We start from the raw sequence: 15,403 nt of genomic DNA on the forward strand, positions 1-15,403 counted from the left end.
AGGCTGTGGTAAAAACGAGTATAATTCAGCGCAGATTTAATGTTGCTTTAGGCCAGCGAAAGAACACAACCAACACCCCTGCAAATTGATGGGTAGCAACTCGCGCTATACCTTAGGTAATTCAGTTTGTAGGTAAGCGGCAAGTGATTGAGACCTTGGGAGCATACATAAGTATGTGACCGAGGCGAAAGAGCGTAGCCAACACCCCTACAAATTGAAATATGACGGGTAGACCCTAGATAATTCAGTTTGTAGGTAGGCGGCAAGTGATTGAGACCTTGGGAGCATACAATAAGTATGTGACCGAGGCGAAAGAGCGTAGCCAACACCCCTACAAATTGAAGTATGACGGGTATATGAAAAAAGGTACATTTTACCAACTACAACAGCCCTCCCCACAAGCTGAATATGAAGCCCACGAATGGCTGGCTTGTGAGCTTGCTGCGCAAATGTGGCGTAATGGGAAGCGAGTTTTAATTGCGTGCGAAACTCAGCAACAAGCTGAAAAAATTGATGAGGCACTTTGGCAACGGGATCCTCATCAATTTGTTCCTCATAATTTGGCGGGGGAAGGTCCTCGTTATGGGGCGCCGATTGAAATTTGTTGGCCAAATAAAAGAGGCAATACGCCTAGAGATATCCTAATTAATTTACAAAGCCAGTTCGCAGATTTTGCAACAGCTTTCCATGAAGTGGTAGACTTCGTGCCTATCGATGAAACTTTAAAACAGTTGGCGCGTGAGCGGTATAAAATTTACCGTAGCGTCGGCTTCAATTTGACTATGGCGACGCCGCCAGCTTACTGAATACAAAGATAAAATGGAAAAGAAACCAGAGAACGCAATGATCGAGCCATCCCTCGACAAAACTTATAACCCAGCGGAAATCGAACAGTCCCTGTATACCCATTGGGAAAAAAGTGGCTATTTCCGCCCAAACGGTGATACCTCACAAGAGAGTTTCTGCGTCGTGATCCCACCACCGAACGTCACCGGTAGCCTGCACATGGGTCACGCATTCCAACAAACCATTATGGATACCATGATCCGTTACCAGCGTATGCAAGGGAAAAATACCCTGTGGCAAACCGGTACCGACCATGCGGGTATCGCAACACAAATGGTGGTTGAGCGTAAAATTGCTGCGGAAGAAGGCAAAAATCGCCATGACTATGGCCGTGATGCGTTCATCGACAAAATCTGGGAATGGAAAGCCGAATCTGGCGGTACTATCTCTCAACAAATGCGCCGTTTAGGCGATTCCGTTGATTGGGAGCGCGAGCGTTTTACGATGGACGAAGGTCTGTCTAAAGCGGTAAAAGAAGCGTTCGTTCGCATGTACAAAGAAAACTTAATTTATCGTGGTAAGCGTCTAGTTAACTGGGATCCTAAACTTCACACCGCAATTTCCGATCTGGAAGTTGAAAACCGAGAAGTTAAAGGTTCCATGTGGCACCTGCGCTACCCACTGGCTGATGGCGCAAAAACCGCTGAAGGCAAAGATTATTTAGTGGTCGCGACGACTCGTCCAGAAACCATGTTGGGCGATACTGGTGTTGCTGTTAACCCTGAAGATCCACGCTATAAAGATTTAATTGGTAAAGAAATTATTCTGCCAATCGTCAACCGCCGCATCCCAATTGTGGGTGACGAGCATGCTGACATGGAAAAAGGCACTGGTTGTGTGAAAATCACACCTGCGCACGATTTCAACGACTATGAAGTGGGTAAACGTCACCAACTGACCATGATCAACATGATGGATCTGGACGGTAATGTACGTAATGAAGCGGAAGTTTTCGACACTAACGGCAATCCGTGCACCGCATACAGCTGTGAAATCCCTGAAGCCTATCGTGGTATGGAGCGCTTTGCTGCGCGTAAAGCCATCGTTGCTGAATTTGAGCAATTAGGCTTACTGGTCGAAGTCAAACCTCATGATTTAACCGTGCCTTACGGTGATCGTGGTGGCGTGGTTATCGAGCCAATGCTAACTGACCAGTGGTATGTGCGTACCGCACCTTTAGCGAAAGACGCTATCAAAGCCGTTGAAGATGGCCGTATCCAATTTGTTCCACGCCAATACGAAAACATGTATTTCTCTTGGATGCGTGATATCCAAGACTGGTGTATTTCTCGTCAATTATGGTGGGGTCACCGCATCCCAGCTTGGTATGACGAAAAAGGCAATGTTTACGTTGGTCGTGATGAAGACGAAGTTCGCCGCGAAAATAACCTGAGCGCGGATGTTGCTCTTCGCCAAGATGACGACGTTCTCGATACATGGTTCTCTTCCGGTCTGTGGACATTTTCAACCTTAGGCTGGCCAGACAATACCGAAGCCCTGAAAACTTTCCATCCAACGGATGTATTAGTCAGCGGGTTCGATATCATTTTCTTCTGGATTGCCCGTATGATCATGATGACCATGCATTTCATCAAAGATGAAAACGGCGAGCCACAAGTTCCGTTTAAAACCGTGTATATGACCGGCCTTATCCGCGATGAAGAAGGCCAGAAAATGTCTAAATCCAAAGGGAACGTTATCGACCCATTGGATATGATTGACGGTATCTCTTTAGAAGCCTTACTGGAAAAACGTACTGGTAACATGATGCAGCCACAACTGGCTGAGAAAATTGCTAAACGTACTCGTAAAGAGTATCCAGACGGTATCGAAGCACACGGTACTGACGCCCTGCGCTTTACTTTAGCCGCGCTGGCATCGACCGGTCGTGACATTAACTGGGATATGAAACGTCTGTCCGGCTACCGCAATTTCTGTAATAAATTATGGAATGCGAGCCGCTTTGTTCTGATGAACACCGAAGGTCAAGATTGCGGTCAAAATGGCGGCGAAATGAGCTTCTCTCTGGCTGATCGCTGGATCATGGCCCAATTCAACCATACCGTAAAAGTGTACCGCGAAGCATTGGACTCCCATCGTTACGATATCGCTGCTGGTATTCTGTATGATTTCACTTGGAATGAATTCTGTGACTGGTATTTAGAGCTATCAAAACCTGCGGTTCATAAAGGCAACGAAGCCCAAGTTCGTGCGGCACGTTTCACCCTGATTGAAGTGCTGGAAGGCTTACTGCGTTTGGCTCATCCAATCATTCCATTTATCACCGAGACCATCTGGCAGCGTGTGAAAGTGGTGAAAGGGATTGATGCGGACACTATCATGCTGCAACCATTCCCAGAATTTGATGCAGCGAAAGTCGATGAGCTGGCACTGAGCGATTTAGAGTGGATCAAAGAAACTATCATCGCAGTACGTAATATTCGTGCAGAAATGAATATCGCACCGGGTAAACCGCTGGATGTGATGCTGCGTGGCGCGTCTGCCGATGCGGCTCGTCGCGTGGCAGAAAACGAAAACTTTATCCGTTCTATGGCACGTTTAGCGAGTATCCGCGTTCTGGCTGAAGGTGAAGAAGCACCTGTCTCTGTGACCAAATTGGTTGCTGGTGCTGAAGTGCTGATCCCAATGGCGGGTCTGGTTGATAAAGACGCTGAGCTAGCTCGTTTAGATAAAGAGCTGGAAAAAGTGATAAAAGAGATTGATACCATCGAAAGCAAATTAGCAAACGAAGGCTTTGTCAGCCGTGCTCCTGCTGCCGTGGTTGAGAAAGAACGTGAGCGTTTAGCGGAAAATATTGAAGCGAAAGCCAAAATTGAAGCGCAAAAAGTCACCATTGCTTCTCTGTAATTAGTCAGTTTTATCTCTCGAGCCCTAGCGCATTATTGATGCGTTAGGGCTTTTTTGTATTCTGACATTGAAAACTTTCAAACAGTACTCAATATCATAATCATTGCAGCTAACAATATTGCGATACGAAACATAATGAATATAAATAAAAAAGAGATGTCTCTATGACAACAAACACAACACCACCCGTTCAAGTTCGCCCTATTGAAGCCAAAGATAATTCAGGTATTGCCGCGGTGATCCGCGAAGTTTCTGCCGAACATGGTCTGACAGCAGACAAAGGCTACGCAGTTGCCGACCCGATTTTAGATACGTTGTTTGAGGTTTATAACCAACCCCGCAGCGCGTATTGGGTCGTGGAAATGGAAGGTAAAATCGTTGGCGGCGGCGGTATCTCACAACTTGCCGGTGGCGATAACCAAACGGCTGAGCTACAGAAAATGTATCTTGCATCCGTATTACGCGGAAAAGGGCTGGCAAAAAAAATCGTATTGATGTCGCTGGAATTTGCTAAACAGCAAGGCTATACCCGCTGCTATCTAGAAACCACCAAAGAGTTACAAGCGGCAATTAAGCTATATGAAAAATTAGGCTTTGAATTTATCGATGAGCCATTGGGTAATACGGGCCATAGCGACTGCGAAATACGCATGCTGAAAATACTTTAATTCCCAAAAAGCAAAAAGGATAGCCGCAGCTATCCTTTCTTACTGATGGTGAACATCAATTAGTGAACGCGTTTCTCAGACTCATCATCTCCGTCTTCGTCATCGCCTTCATCATCACCATACTCATCGTCTTGCGCATCTGGATCCTCAAAATAGGTGCCCCAACCATCGTAGTTCACACCCATTTTTTCAGCCAGCTTCATCAGCTGTTCAACTTGTGCATCAATCAGCTCAGCATTTAATGCGCTTTCACTGATAACGTCACAACACAGCAGAGTTTCACCAGTTTCAATTTCCAGTTCTTCTGCATCAGTGACTTCATAGCCCAGCTTAAATGCTTCAACCGCTGCTTTTTCTAACAGCTCAAATTTTTCTGCAGAGAAGTGATGTTCAATCGCATACAGTGCATCAGGATCACTACCATCTTCCAGTAATTCTTCAATAATCAGGCGAGTCTCTTCATACTGCGCATCAACTTCAGCTTTATCTACCATCTCCACACCCCTTATTCCACGGTCTCTAATCTGTGTGCCATTCTCCCATAGGGTTGCAAGTGAAACCATACCTAACGAAATAATTTCTTTTGCCAAAGGGGTTGATTTTGAATTTTTATGAATATAAATTGAATATTAATTCAATCATAAAAGGCTATTATTCATGAACCCCCTACATGGTAAGCATTTTTTAAGACTACTCGATTTCAGCTCTAACGAAATTCATTCATTATTAAAACTCTCCGCTTGGTTGAAAACCGCCAAAAAATCCGGCATTGAGCCACCTTTGCTCGCTGGAAAGAATTTTGCACTGATTTTTGAGAAAGATTCCACACGGACACGCTGTGCTTTTGAAGTTGGCGCATTCGACCAAGGTGCGAAAGTCACTTATCTCGGTCCTTCTGGTAGCCAAATTGGGCACAAAGAAACCATGAAAGATACCGCCAGAGTGCTAGGACGGATGTACGATGGCGTGCAATATCGGGGATATGCGCAAAGTACCGTAGAAACTTTAGCCAAGCATGCGGGAGTGCCTGTCTGGAATGGATTAACCAACGAATTCCATCCCACACAGTTATTAGCCGACTTGCTCACCATCCAAGAACACAAGCCGAATACCCCGCTATCCCAAATCAAATTCGCCTATTTAGGGGATGCTCGCAATAACATGGGCAATTCCATGTTAGAAGCTGCCGCATTAACGGGAATGGATTTACGCTTAGTGGCACCTAAAAGCTGTTGGCCTGAAGCAGAGTTAGTCGAAGAGTGCCAAAAGTTAGCACAAAGTATCGGTGGAAAAATTACGCTAACGGAAGATGTGGCTGAGGGTGTTAAAGATGCTGACTTTATCTATACCGATGTGTGGGTGTCGATGGGGGAGCCAAAAGAGGTTTGGGCACAACGGATTGAATTACTGAAACCTTACCAAGTGAATATGGATGTCATCAAATTGACGGGTAATCCCGATGTAAAATTCTTGCATTGCCTGCCAGCATTTCATAATGAAGACACCACATTAGGCGCACAGTTAGCGAAAGAGTTTAATTTATATGGCGGTTTGGAAGTGACGGAAGAGGTTTTTGAATCCCCTTACAGCATCGTTTTTGACCAAGCCGAAAACCGCCTGCATACGATAAAAGCCGTGATGGTGGCGACATTAGCCCCTGAATTGCCGGTGGGTAGCTTTTAAACAGACGGTGAAATATTGCTGATGGCTTCGTCCTGACATGTCCTCGTCGCCATCATGCTATTCAGTAAAATTCCTCAATGGTCACAAGAGGTGCTAGATGATTGCATTGTTAGCCCAAATGACCCCATACAGGTGGATGCTAGAATTAATCCGCCACATTTATGGCGCTATATCTTCGCCAATGACCCTTTAGAGGTTTATCAAGCCCGCTATGATAAACAGCAATCGGCGAACCAGCGTATTAAGCTTAAATTAGAAAAGCATAAAATAGACTAAATCAAAAATTTTCATTTTCCTTATAGCAAACGCTTGCGTCATAGCATAACACGCGTATAATGCGCCACAATTTGCCGGGAGAAACCATGAACGCTGCTGCTCTATTTTTGACAGAGAACACCTCCACTGCACTGCCTTCTGGTGGTCTGGACAGCCTGTTTTTTCCCTCCCTATTCTTAAGAAAGCCCCTCATTGAGGGGCTTTTTTTTGGCCTACCAACTAGCAAGTCTTGCTGACACAGGAGAACCACGATGCCGAATCCTTTATATCACCGCGACATAATCTCAATTAACGATTTAGACCGCACCGATCTTGAGTTAGTCCTTAACGTCGCTGCTTCATTAAAAAAGCAGCCACAGCCTGAGTTTCTCAAACATAAAGTTATCGCCAGCTGTTTCTTTGAGGCATCAACCCGTACGCGCCTCTCTTTCGAAACTGCCATTCATCGTTTAGGCGCTTCGGTGGTGGGTTTTTCAGATAGTGCCAATACCTCGCTGGGCAAAAAAGGGGAAACCCTCGCAGATACCATTTCGGTTATCAGCCAATATGTGGATGCGATTGTGATGCGCCACCCACAAGAAGGCGCCGCTCGTTTAGCCAGCCAGTTCTCAGGTTCGGTACCAATTATCAATGCTGGCGATGGCTCGAATCAGCATCCAACGCAAACTCTACTCGATCTTTTCACCATCCAAGAAACCCAAGGCCGCTTAGAAAATCTGAAAATTGCCATGGTCGGTGACCTGAAATATGGCAGAACTGTTCACTCGCTGACTCAAGCATTGTCCAAGTTTGAAGGAAATCACTTCTACTTTATCTCGCCTGAAGTTCTGTCGATGCCGGCGCATATCCTGAATATCCTAGAAGAAAAAGGCGTGACATACAGTACCCATAGCAATGTTGACGATGTCATTCCTGAAGTCGACATCCTATATATGACTCGCGTCCAAAAAGAGCGCCTTGACCCATCCGAGTACGCCAACGTCAAAGCCCAATTTATTTTACGCGCCCAAGATTTACACAGTGCGAAAGATAACTTAAAGGTTCTGCACCCGCTGCCACGTATCGATGAAATCACTGTTGATGTGGATAGCACGCCATACGCTTACTATTTCCAGCAAGCAGGTAACGGGATTTACGCGCGCCAAGCGCTGCTGTCTCTGGTCTTAAATAAAGAATTAGCAATCTGAGGAGAACACCATGACACACGATCATAAACTACAAGTTGAAGCCATTCGTTGCGGCACTGTCATCGACCATATCCCTGCTCAGGTTGGATTCAAACTGCTGAAACTCTTTAAACTAACAAAAACCGATGAGCGCATTACTATTGGATTAAACCTGCCATCTAGCAACATGGGCAAGAAAGACATTATCAAAATTGAAAATACCTTTTTAACCCCTGAACAAGCTAACCAGCTAGCGATGTATGCCCCAGAAGCAACCGTTAATCGTATTGAAAATTATCAAGTGGTGGAAAAATTAGACCTCAAACTGCCTGAACAAATTGATAATGTGTTGGTGTGCCCAAACAGCAACTGCATCAGTCATAATGAGCCCGTTGCCAGCAGCTTTCGTATAAAAAAACGTGAAAATAATGTGGCATTAGCCTGTAAATTCTGTGAGAAAGAGTTCGATAGAGACGCCGTGATCAATAATCAGTAGACTATTTAAGCGTAGACTGCGTCTTTATATGGATGTCGTTCCGAGTCTATAATAGCGTCTAATCCACCTTTTTTACGTGATAAACGGAGAAATTATGTCATACGAAATCAACACCGAAAATGCACCAGCAGCTATTGGTCCTTATGTTCAAGGCGTCGATTTAGGCAGCATGGTGATGACCTCTGGTCAAATTCCTGTTGATCCAAAAACTGGGAATGTGCCAGAAGATATCGCGGCACAGACTCGTCAGTCACTGGCAAACGTAAAAGCGATTTTAGAAAAAGCAGGTCTGGGCGTTGCTAATATCGTAAAAACGACCGTTTTTGTGAAAGATTTAAATGACTTCGCTACCGTCAACGCAACTTATGAAGAGTTCTTCAAGCAACACAATGCGCCATTCCCAGCGCGTTCTTGTGTTGAAGTCGCTCGCCTACCAAAAGATGTAAAAATTGAAATCGAAGCTATTGCAGTACGTAAATAGTTATCGCCTTTTTATCATCTCTTAAATAACTCCCCTCTGATGCCTATCAGATCAAAGGGGAGTTTTTTTTATTTTCTCTCATTTTCTCCACCTATTTTTTCTTTCTTCTCTGCCCATTTGAAATTCATACAAATTATTTTTTTCCTTGTTTTAAATCAAACTATCGTCAGCTAAAAAAAGGCAATATCCTACATATTGTGCTTTAATTACATCGTTAGGCACTATATATAGTAAAAATTCACATTTCCTTCACAGGTTTGCCCCATACTGAATAACGATAATGGATATTATCCTCGGTCCTGTGAGGGATTTAACAAGGAGTAAGACAGTGAAAACGGTGGTTATAAAAAGAGATGGTTGCCAGGTCAACTTTGATCTCCCGCGCATTCAAGAAGCTGTACGACGCGCTGCGGCAGCTGTAGATGTTAAAGATGATGATTATTGTCATCACGTTGCCACGACCGTCGCCGAGCAACTTTGTTGTCGTGAAACCGTCGATATCGCCGAAATTCAAGATGCTGTCGAAGATCAGCTAATGTCAGGTCCGTATAAAGATCTCGCTCGGGCTTACATTGAATACCGCCATGATAGAGATAGCGAACGTGAAAAACGCAGTAAGCTCACCCATGATATCCGTGGTCTCATTGAGCAAAGTAATCTATCCCTACTCAATGAAAATGCCAATAAAGACAGCAAAGTGATCCCAACTCAGCGTGACTTACTCGCTGGGATCGTTGCCAAACATTATGCTAAACAGCATATTTTGCCGCGTGATGTGGTACTTGCCCATGAACGTGGTGAAATTCACTATCATGATCTCGACTATGCGCCATTTTTCCCAATGTTTAACTGTATGCTGATTGATCTTGATGGCATGTTAACCAATGGCTTTAAAATGGGAAATGCAGAAATTGAACGTCCAAAATCAATTTCTACCGCAACGGCTGTCACCGCACAAATTATCGCACAAGTGGCGAGCCATATTTATGGCGGTACCACCATCAACCGTATTGATGAAATTTTGGCACCCTATGTTGCTATCAGCTATGAAAAGCATCTAAAAGTCGCTAAAGAGTGGGGAATTTCTGATGCTGAAGCTTATGCGAAAAATCGCACGGAAAAAGAGTGCTACGATGCATTCCAATCCCTAGAGTATGAGGTCAATACGCTGCATACCGCCAATGGGCAAACCCCATTTGTCACCTTTGGATTCGGTCTAGGTACCTCGAAAGAAGCACGTATGATCCAAGAATCCATTTTGAAAAACCGTATTGCAGGCTTGGGTAAAAATCGCAAAACTGCCGTTTTCCCTAAACTGGTTTTCGCCATCAAAGATGGATTAAATCATAAGCCTACAGATCCTAATTACGATATCAAACAGTTAGCTTTAGAGTGCGCCAGCAAACGCATGTATCCTGATATCCTTAACTATGATCGTGTGGTTGATGTCACCGGTTCATTTAAAACCCCAATGGGCTGCCGCAGTTTCTTGGGCGTTTATGAAGAAGATGGCAAACAGATCCACGATGGTCGTAACAACCTTGGGGTTATCAGCCTGAACTTGCCGCGCATTGCCATTGAAGCTCAAGGTAATGAAGACGCATTCTGGGCCCTACTCGATGAACGTTTAGCTATCGCGAAAAAAGCCTTAATGACGCGAATTGCCCGCTTAGAAAACGTTAAAGCACGCGTTGCCCCAATTCTGTATATGGAAGGCGCCTGTGGCGTTCGCTTAAAAGCAGATGACAGTGTGGCGGAGATTTTCAAAAATGGCCGAGCTTCAATCTCTTTAGGTTACATTGGATTACATGAAACCATTAATGCTCTGTTTGGCACAGAAACTCATGTTTATGATAATGAGCAGCTACGCGAAAAAGCCGTCGCCATTGTCAATCGTCTGCGCCAAGCCACCGATGAGTGGAAAGCACAAACCGGTTACGGTTTCAGCCTCTACAGTACGCCAAGTGAAAATCTCTGTGACCGTTTTTGTCGTTTAGATACTGCGGAATTCGGTGTTATCGACGGGGTAACCGATAAAGGTTATTACACCAATAGCTTCCATTTAGATGTGGAAAAACAGGTCAATCCTTACGATAAAATTGATTTTGAGCAGCCATACCCCGCTATCGCTAGCGGTGGCTTTATCTGCTATGGAGAGTATCCAAACTTACAGCATAATATCAAAGCGCTCGAAGATGTTTGGGATTATAGCTATCAACATGTGCCCTATTATGGCACCAATACTCCGATTGATGAGTGTTATGACTGTGGATTTTCAGGGGAATTTTCCTGTACCAGTAAAGGCTTTACTTGCCCAGCTTGTGGTAATCACGATACCAACCGCGTTTCAGTGATCCGCCGGGTTTGTGGCTATTTAGGTAGCCCAGATGCTCGACCGTTTAATGCCGGAAAGCAAGAAGAAGTGAAGCGACGAGTTAAGCACTTGGGTAATGGTCAACTAGGCTAATACTATGAATTATCATCAATATTATCCTGTAGATGTGGTGAATGGACCCGGTACTCGCTGCACACTGTTTGTTGCGGGCTGTGTCCACCAATGCCGCGGATGCTATAACCAAAGTACGTGGCGAGTGGATTCAGGGGTTCCGTTTACCCAAGAGATGGAAGATAAAATTATCCAAGATTTGCAGGATACGCGTATTCGTCGCCAAGGGCTTTCGCTCTCTGGCGGTGATCCACTCCATCCCGCGAATCTGCCAGCAGTATTAAAGTTAGTGAAGCGAGTGAAAGCGGTCTGCCCAGATAAGGATATCTGGCTGTGGACTGGCTATACCTTCAATGAACTTTCTCTGGAACAACAAAAAGTGGTCAGTTTGATTAATACCCTGATTGATGGAAAATTTGAGCAAGACCTGTATGACCCTGCGCTGTTATGGCGTGGGAGTTCGAATCAGGTGATCCACAAACTGCGCTAGGCTTCCCGAGGCCAATGTAATTTGGTACCAAAACCTAATGTGTTATCCACCATTTTGATTGTCTGTAACTGGAGCTGCCACATTGGCAGCTTCGCTTCTAATGCCACAGGAAAACGTTGGCAATAAAACGCCCTCATCGCAGAATCTTCGCTCCCTTCAAGCTGACTAATTTCACCGATAAATTGAATACCTTGAATCTTACTGACTTGCTTAGTTTGCGCAGTGATAGTCCCTGCAACGTGAGGATTTGCCAGCATTAGCTGACCATGTTGAGAGTCTGGGGAGGTCATCAAGATCAAACGCATATTTGGGCGATCAAAAGCATAGTAACAGCTGGCAGACCACATATCGTTTTGATGGGAGGTAAAAAGGGAAAAAACGTGTTGGCGAGCAATATAGCGCCGAATATGTTGTAGCGTATTTTCTGGTGTCATCGCGAATGTCCTGTTAGACCGTTCAGAACACGCTCATCAAGATGGCTGAGCGTGCTTAAGCGGTTCTGAACGTTATCTGTACTTAGTTCGCACTACTATACGCTAAATCTTTCTAGCATTTCCCTGAATAATTAGATTTTTAATCTCATAAATTCAAGGCTTTTACTCTAATCATTGTGATTTTTTACTCTAAATAATTCGAGTTGCAGCTAGGCGGCAAGCGAACGAGTCACTAGGAGCATACACTAGTATGTGACTAGTGGGAGTGAACGCAGCCAACAACGCTGCGGCTCGAAGTATGACGAGTAAAATTATTTATAGATGGCTGCTGTACCTTGCATCTCATTCTCACCACTCGCGGCGATTACGCGGAAAGATTTCGCGCCAGCTTCATCAGCTTTTTTGGCCAATTGTGCAGTCAAGTCACTCACACCAGCAGCACCATTTACAGTCACATAACCCGCAGCTTGACCATCAGCTTGTTTAACTTCTTCAGCAGCCATTGTTCCAAATGAAACGGCACTTAAAGCTAAAACAGCAGCAAATAATGTTGATTTATTCATGGTTAACTTCCTCATTGTATGTTTAAACATTAACAGGGGTTTTTCATGTTTCCCTGTGATGTGGGTCATACTATGCGCTTTAATCTCAGATGAAAATTAGCTAATTTTGCTATAGTCATTCAATTTATTTGAACAATAAGATAGGTTGAGGTTACAAATTTGTGACTGTTTTATATCAATTTTTATTTATAATTTAATGTGTTATAAACTTTCTTATCCACGAGAATATTCGTTGCTATAAAATATTTTTCCTTACAAATCAGCACAGAAAGACAAATTTATCCCTAAGAAAAAACGATGGAACAGCACAATTGGTATCTTTATTTGATTCGACAAAGCAATAATGCATTGTATTGCGGAATTTCTACGGATGTTCAACGCCGATTTTTAGAGCATGGACAGGGGAAAGGTGCAAAATCATTGAAAGGAAAAGGACCTTTAGAGTTAGTTTTTCACTGCTTGGTAGGAACTCGCTCAGAAGCATCCAAGCTAGAATATCGCGTTAAGCAGCTGAATAAAAAGACAAAAGAAAGGCTGGTCATTGACCAGCCTAGTGAACTATTGAAGTACTTAAAAACTTATACGTTATCAAAATGCGATGAATAAGCCACTTCACCTTTATGCTCGTTGATCGCGCCATTTTCTAATCCACAGACTAAAAAATGCTTTTGTAACGTCGGCCACTGGCAACTTAAACCATGATTTGTAGCAGGTTCAAAACCAAAACGGCTGTAATAGCCTTCATCACCTAATACAACAACAGCGCCATAACCAAATTCATTCAGGCTATCTAAACCTTCATAAACTAATTTTTCGGCAATACCTTGGCTTTGGTACTCTTTTTTAACTGCTAATGGCGCTAGACCCACCCATTGGACATCTTCACCGTTAACATCCACCGGCGTAAACCCAACATAGCCGATCACTTCGCCGTCATCGTTAGTGGCGACAACACCCAGCGTTAATAAACCATCTTCACGTAGATGCTGCACTAAATCCGCTTCCCCTTCAGTCGGGAAAGTTTCACGTAATAGTCGGTCGATCCCCATGGCATCGACTGGAATTTCAACGCGTATTAGCATGATGTTAACGCAGACGTTTTGTGTTCTGCGTCCTCATTGTCTTGGACGTTTTTAATTACCTCAGCCAATTGCATCAAGGCAAAACGAAGAGGCGCTGGCATATTTTCTAATTCAAACGCATCCATTAGGTTTTTCACATAGAGACCTAATTCAGTGTCCCCTTCGATCACTAACCGACGTTGGAAGAACAACGTATCTGGGTCTTCTTTGCGGGCCGCAATCAAAATTAAGTCATTCGCATTAGCGCTGACGCTCACATCCGGCTCAGCATGTTTTTGTACCACCAGCTGACCTTCTTGTAAGCTGATAAACCAAACGAGCTCAAGATCGTTGATTTCAACTTTTAACCATTTTGATTCTAGAAAGTCGAGTTCACCCTCTTTGACTGATTCATGAAACTGCCAGCTTAATAGCTGTTCGAGTACTTGACGCTGTACGACAAATGGGGTCACTTTCAAAGGAAACTTCAGTAATGAAGGGCCTTGAGTGATAAGCTGAGAACGAATTTTACCAAACACTGTGCTGACTCCCGTATCAATTATCTGTCCGTTTCGCGTAGCTACCCGTTAAGTAGCGGCTCGGGGCAAGTTTCATACCCATTATTTGAATTACGATGGGTAGTATTGATGTATCGATCCAAAGATATACAGAGATATATCTCGATTATTGAATATATGGACGTATATTGCCAAAAAATAGTTCGATTGGACTGATCCTATATCAATTTTTATCCAACACGCTAATCTTTATTTCCAATAATTGTCACACTTTAATAATAGTCACGAAATAGTCATCTCGCGTCCCCCAAAACCTGCTTACTCTGCGCTAAATCAAAACACCCCCTAACGACGTTGTCTAGAATGACCAACTGTTAAATTTTATACAGAGATAACGTTAATGGAATTACTCTGCCCTGCGGGGAATTTACCTGCGTTAAAGGCTGCGGTGGATAACGGCGCCGATGCGGTATATATCGGTCTCAAAAATGACACTAACGCACGTCATTTTGCAGGATTGAATTTCACGGAAAAAAATCTGCATGAAGCTGAGCGGTATATCCATCAGCGTAAACGCAAATTGCATATTGCAATTAATACATTTGCGCATCCAGATGGCTTTCAACGTTGGCAAAATTCCGTCGATCTAGCGGCAGATTTAGGGGCTGATGCACTGATCCTCGCCGATATTGCGATGTTAGAGTATGCCGCTAATAAATACCCTCACATTGAAAGGCATGTTTCTGTGCAAGCTTCTGCCACCAATACCGAAGCTATTCGTTTTTATGAACGTAACTTTCAAGTACATCGCGTGGTTTTGCCCCGCGTATTGTCAATTCATCAAGTTAAACAGCTCGCGAAAACCAGCCCTGTTCCATTGGAAGTCTTCGCTTTTGGTAGCTTGTGCATTATGGCTGAAGGACGATGTTATCTGTCATCGTACTTAACGGGAGAGTCACCAAATACCGTAGGCGCTTGTTCTCCAGCTCGTTTTGTACGTTGGCAACACACTGAAAATGGTATGGAATCCCGCCTGAATGATGTCCTAATTGATACCTATAAAAAGAATGAAAATGCAGGATATCCGACATTATGTAAAGGGCGCTATTTGGTGGATGAACAGAAATACCATGTCCTTGAAGAGCCCACCAGCCTCAATACAATTGAATTACTGCCGGAGTTAATGAGTGCGAATATTGCCTCAGTAAAAATTGAAGGTCGCCAACGTAGCCCTGCCTATGTCACTCAAGTGACCAAAATTTGGCGACAAGCTATTAACCGTTATAAGGCAAATCCAGAAGGCTTTGTGACCGACCCTCGATGGCTAAAAGCACTTGGCGATTTATCCGAAGGCAGCCAGACCACCCTCGGCGCATATCATCGCAAGTGGCAGTAATTTAAGGTTAA

17 protein-coding genes are annotated in these 15,403 nt (G+C 44.0%); 12 read left to right on the plus strand and 5 right to left on the minus strand.

The features are described from left to right. The first annotated feature begins 356 nt into the window (after nucleotides 1-356). The 3 genes from EL244_RS16115 to EL244_RS16125 all read left to right on the plus strand — a co-directional run bounded on the left by EL244_RS16115 (nucleotide 357) and on the right by EL244_RS16125 (nucleotide 4,382). On the plus strand, nucleotides 357-806 hold the full coding sequence (locus tag EL244_RS16115) for a DNA polymerase III subunit chi (RefSeq protein WP_039854984.1): 450 nt from the start codon (nucleotides 357-359) through the stop codon (nucleotides 804-806). 37 nt (nucleotides 807-843) lie between these two features. Further along, nucleotides 844-3,714, plus strand: a complete 2,871-nt coding sequence (locus EL244_RS16120; protein WP_172597558.1) for a valine--tRNA ligase — start codon at nucleotides 844-846, stop codon at nucleotides 3,712-3,714. A 164-nt stretch (nucleotides 3,715-3,878) separates the two neighbouring features. Beyond that, the gene (locus EL244_RS16125) at nucleotides 3,879-4,382 is read left to right on the plus strand and encodes a GNAT family N-acetyltransferase (RefSeq protein ID WP_126462276.1); all 504 of its coding nucleotides are present in this window, start codon (nucleotides 3,879-3,881) and stop codon (nucleotides 4,380-4,382) included. A 59-nt stretch (nucleotides 4,383-4,441) separates the two neighbouring features. Here EL244_RS16125 and rraB read toward each other — a convergent pair whose 3' ends face one another. Continuing rightward, the gene (gene rraB, locus EL244_RS16130) at nucleotides 4,442-4,876 is read right to left on the minus strand and encodes a ribonuclease E inhibitor RraB (RefSeq protein ID WP_039854835.1); all 435 of its coding nucleotides are present in this window, start codon (nucleotides 4,874-4,876) and stop codon (nucleotides 4,442-4,444) included. Between the two features lie 163 nt (nucleotides 4,877-5,039). On the opposite strand from rraB, the gene argF reads away from it, so the two are divergent. The 7 genes from argF to nrdG all read left to right on the plus strand — a co-directional run bounded on the left by argF (nucleotide 5,040) and on the right by nrdG (nucleotide 11,420). Beyond that, nucleotides 5,040-6,065: an ornithine carbamoyltransferase gene (gene argF / locus EL244_RS16135; RefSeq protein ID WP_126462278.1), complete on the plus strand. Its 1,026-nt coding sequence runs from the start codon at nucleotides 5,040-5,042 to the stop codon at nucleotides 6,063-6,065. A 54-nt stretch (nucleotides 6,066-6,119) separates the two neighbouring features. Beyond that, nucleotides 6,120-6,341 (plus strand): hypothetical protein, encoded by a 222-nt coding sequence (locus EL244_RS16140; protein WP_126462281.1) that lies wholly within the window; start codon nucleotides 6,120-6,122, stop codon nucleotides 6,339-6,341. A gap of 251 nt (nucleotides 6,342-6,592) precedes the next feature. Further along, entirely contained in the window at nucleotides 6,593-7,528 is a 936-nt protein-coding gene (gene pyrB / locus EL244_RS16145) for an aspartate carbamoyltransferase (protein WP_006814474.1), read from the plus strand. Between the two features lie 10 nt (nucleotides 7,529-7,538). Then, the gene (gene pyrI / locus EL244_RS16150; protein WP_006814475.1) at nucleotides 7,539-8,003 is read left to right on the plus strand and encodes an aspartate carbamoyltransferase regulatory subunit; all 465 of its coding nucleotides are present in this window, start codon (nucleotides 7,539-7,541) and stop codon (nucleotides 8,001-8,003) included. Nucleotides 8,004-8,097: 94 nt separating this feature from the next. After that, on the plus strand, nucleotides 8,098-8,484 hold the full coding sequence (gene ridA / locus EL244_RS16155; protein WP_006814476.1) for a 2-iminobutanoate/2-iminopropanoate deaminase: 387 nt from the start codon (nucleotides 8,098-8,100) through the stop codon (nucleotides 8,482-8,484). Between the two features lie 328 nt (nucleotides 8,485-8,812). Next, complete coding sequence (nrdD, locus tag EL244_RS16160; protein WP_112837445.1) at nucleotides 8,813-10,951, plus strand: anaerobic ribonucleoside-triphosphate reductase; 2,139 nt, start codon at nucleotides 8,813-8,815, stop codon at nucleotides 10,949-10,951. Between the two features lie 4 nt (nucleotides 10,952-10,955). Further along, nucleotides 10,956-11,420, plus strand: coding sequence for an anaerobic ribonucleoside-triphosphate reductase-activating protein (nrdG, locus tag EL244_RS16165; protein ID WP_115164754.1), 465 nt, complete (start codon nucleotides 10,956-10,958; stop codon nucleotides 11,418-11,420). Here the strand turns inward: nrdG and EL244_RS16170 are convergent. Both EL244_RS16170 and EL244_RS16175 read right to left on the minus strand, forming a co-directional pair. Next, the gene (locus EL244_RS16170; protein WP_126462284.1) at nucleotides 11,417-11,854 is read right to left on the minus strand and encodes a YhbP family protein; all 438 of its coding nucleotides are present in this window, start codon (nucleotides 11,852-11,854) and stop codon (nucleotides 11,417-11,419) included. The genes nrdG and EL244_RS16170 overlap by 4 nt on opposite strands. Before the next feature lie 311 nt (nucleotides 11,855-12,165). Next, entirely contained in the window at nucleotides 12,166-12,417 is a 252-nt protein-coding gene (locus tag EL244_RS16175) for a YdgH/BhsA/McbA family protein (protein WP_039854843.1), read from the minus strand. Between the two features lie 297 nt (nucleotides 12,418-12,714). Between EL244_RS16175 and EL244_RS16180 the strand changes: the two genes are divergently transcribed. Then, on the plus strand, nucleotides 12,715-13,023 hold the full coding sequence (locus EL244_RS16180; protein WP_126462287.1) for a GIY-YIG nuclease family protein: 309 nt from the start codon (nucleotides 12,715-12,717) through the stop codon (nucleotides 13,021-13,023). Here the strand turns inward: EL244_RS16180 and EL244_RS16185 are convergent. After that, nucleotides 12,996-13,499: a GNAT family N-acetyltransferase gene (locus EL244_RS16185; protein WP_006814483.1), complete on the minus strand. Its 504-nt coding sequence runs from the start codon at nucleotides 13,497-13,499 to the stop codon at nucleotides 12,996-12,998. The genes EL244_RS16180 and EL244_RS16185 overlap by 28 nt on opposite strands. Beyond that, a complete protein-coding gene (gene ubiT / locus EL244_RS16190; protein ID WP_115164756.1) occupies nucleotides 13,493-14,017 on the minus strand; it encodes a ubiquinone anaerobic biosynthesis accessory factor UbiT in 525 nt (174 codons plus the stop codon). The genes EL244_RS16185 and ubiT overlap by 7 nt, the downstream gene beginning before the upstream one ends. 379 nt (nucleotides 14,018-14,396) lie before the next feature. Here ubiT and ubiU point away from each other — a divergent pair, with 379 nt between their 5' ends. Further along, the gene (ubiU, locus tag EL244_RS16195; protein ID WP_126462290.1) at nucleotides 14,397-15,392 is read left to right on the plus strand and encodes a ubiquinone anaerobic biosynthesis protein UbiU; all 996 of its coding nucleotides are present in this window, start codon (nucleotides 14,397-14,399) and stop codon (nucleotides 15,390-15,392) included. Nucleotides 15,393-15,403: the final 11 nt, after the last annotated feature.

Source organism: Providencia rustigianii (genome assembly GCF_900637755.1).
In the GTDB taxonomy this organism is placed as follows: Bacteria; Pseudomonadota; Gammaproteobacteria; order Enterobacterales; family Enterobacteriaceae; genus Providencia; species Providencia rustigianii.

Bases quoted from the DNA above. Each gene is read 5' to 3' on its own strand.
- pyrI (WP_006814475.1), top strand. From the start codon at position 7,539: ATGACACACGATCATAAACTACAAGTTGAAGCCATTCGTTGCGGCACT.
- nrdG (WP_115164754.1), top strand. From the start codon at position 10,956: ATGAATTATCATCAATATTATCCTGTAGATGTGGTGAATGGACCCGGT.
- EL244_RS16125 (WP_126462276.1), top strand. From the start codon at position 3,879: ATGACAACAAACACAACACCACCCGTTCAAGTTCGCCCTATTGAAGCC.
- rraB (WP_039854835.1), bottom strand. From the start codon at position 4,876: ATGGTAGATAAAGCTGAAGTTGATGCGCAGTATGAAGAGACTCGCCTG.
- EL244_RS16180 (WP_126462287.1), top strand. From the start codon at position 12,715: ATGGAACAGCACAATTGGTATCTTTATTTGATTCGACAAAGCAATAAT.
- pyrB (WP_006814474.1), top strand. From the start codon at position 6,593: ATGCCGAATCCTTTATATCACCGCGACATAATCTCAATTAACGATTTA.
- ubiU (WP_126462290.1), top strand. From the start codon at position 14,397: ATGGAATTACTCTGCCCTGCGGGGAATTTACCTGCGTTAAAGGCTGCG.
- EL244_RS16175 (WP_039854843.1), bottom strand. From the start codon at position 12,417: ATGAATAAATCAACATTATTTGCTGCTGTTTTAGCTTTAAGTGCCGTT.
- EL244_RS16115 (WP_039854984.1), top strand. From the start codon at position 357: ATGAAAAAAGGTACATTTTACCAACTACAACAGCCCTCCCCACAAGCT.
- EL244_RS16170 (WP_126462284.1), bottom strand. From the start codon at position 11,854: ATGACACCAGAAAATACGCTACAACATATTCGGCGCTATATTGCTCGC.
- EL244_RS16140 (WP_126462281.1), top strand. From the start codon at position 6,120: ATGCTATTCAGTAAAATTCCTCAATGGTCACAAGAGGTGCTAGATGAT.
- ridA (WP_006814476.1), top strand. From the start codon at position 8,098: ATGTCATACGAAATCAACACCGAAAATGCACCAGCAGCTATTGGTCCT.
- EL244_RS16185 (WP_006814483.1), bottom strand. From the start codon at position 13,499: ATGCTAATACGCGTTGAAATTCCAGTCGATGCCATGGGGATCGACCGA.
- argF (WP_126462278.1), top strand. From the start codon at position 5,040: ATGAACCCCCTACATGGTAAGCATTTTTTAAGACTACTCGATTTCAGC.
- EL244_RS16120 (WP_172597558.1), top strand. From the start codon at position 844: ATGATCGAGCCATCCCTCGACAAAACTTATAACCCAGCGGAAATCGAA.